The following is a 1,006-nucleotide window of genomic DNA, read 5'->3' as shown; positions in this document are numbered from 1 at the left end:
CACCAGCAGCGTCAGCGCGGCACCCAGCACGCCGGCCGGCAGCAGCCAGGCGACCGCGTTGCCGGGCACAAAGAACAACATGACCACCACCCCGCAGGCCGCTCCGGAGCTGATGCCCAGCACTTCCGGACTGGCCATCGGATTACCGGTCAGGCGCTGAATCAGCACCCCGGCGACGCCCAGCATCGTGCCGACCACCAGCGCCGCCAGCACGCGCGGCACGCGCCACGGCAGCAGCTGTTGCAGCATATCGCCGCTGACCCACGTCCAGCCGTGTGCGTCGCGCCCAAACGCAATGCCCGCCAGACTGCACAGCGCCAGAATCATCACGCCCGCCAGACACCAGCGCAGCACGGCCTGCCGCTCCTGCGGCACTGTGTCGCCAGCATTCATCGCCGGCGGCAGCGAGCCCGTGCGCAGACGCGGCAGCAGCCACAGCAGAATCGGCACGCCAATCAGCGCGGTAGCCGTCCCGGTTGACACTTCACGCCAGTGCGCAGTCAGCCACAGCACGCACTGATCGGCCAGCCACAGCAGCAGTGCGCCAATCAGCGGCGCCAGCAGCAAGCGGCTCAGCAGACGACGCGCCCCCAGCATCTTCGCCAGCAGCGGCGCGAACAGCCCGATAAAGCCGATGATACCGGCGACGTTAACCAGCTGCGCACTGAGCAGGATCGCCAGCGCCAGCGCGGCAATGCGCGCCGCCGACAGCGCCAGACCGAGGTTTTTTGCCACGCCATCATCCAGCCCCATCAACGTCAGCGGACGCAACAGCGCCAGCGCCAGTGCGAACGCCAGCAGCAGGCGCGGCCACAGCAGCGCCACGTTGTGGCCGTCGAGCTGGTTCAGCGCGCCGGTGCTCCACAGAAACATGTTTTGCAGCTGATCGTGATTGAAGATGGCAAAGATTTGATTAACCGCGCCGGCGTACAGACTCAGTACCAGACCGGCCAGGATCAGCGTCACCGGCGACAGACGCTTGCCCCAGGCGATGCCAAACACCAGC

1 protein-coding gene is annotated in these 1,006 nt (G+C 67.1%); it reads right to left on the bottom strand.

The features are described from left to right. Positions 1–1,006, bottom strand: a 1,006-nt coding sequence (locus tag ERD80_RS22310) for an iron ABC transporter permease (protein ID WP_136548596.1), incomplete at both ends; no start/stop codon positions are given.

Origin of the sequence: Pantoea sp. R102, assembly GCF_004916815.1 — a bacterium.
Taxonomy (GTDB): domain Bacteria; phylum Pseudomonadota; class Gammaproteobacteria; order Enterobacterales; family Enterobacteriaceae; genus Pantoea; species Pantoea dispersa.
The sequence above is the reverse complement of the archived record's forward strand: the minus strand, read 5'-3'. Positions and strand labels throughout refer to the sequence as shown.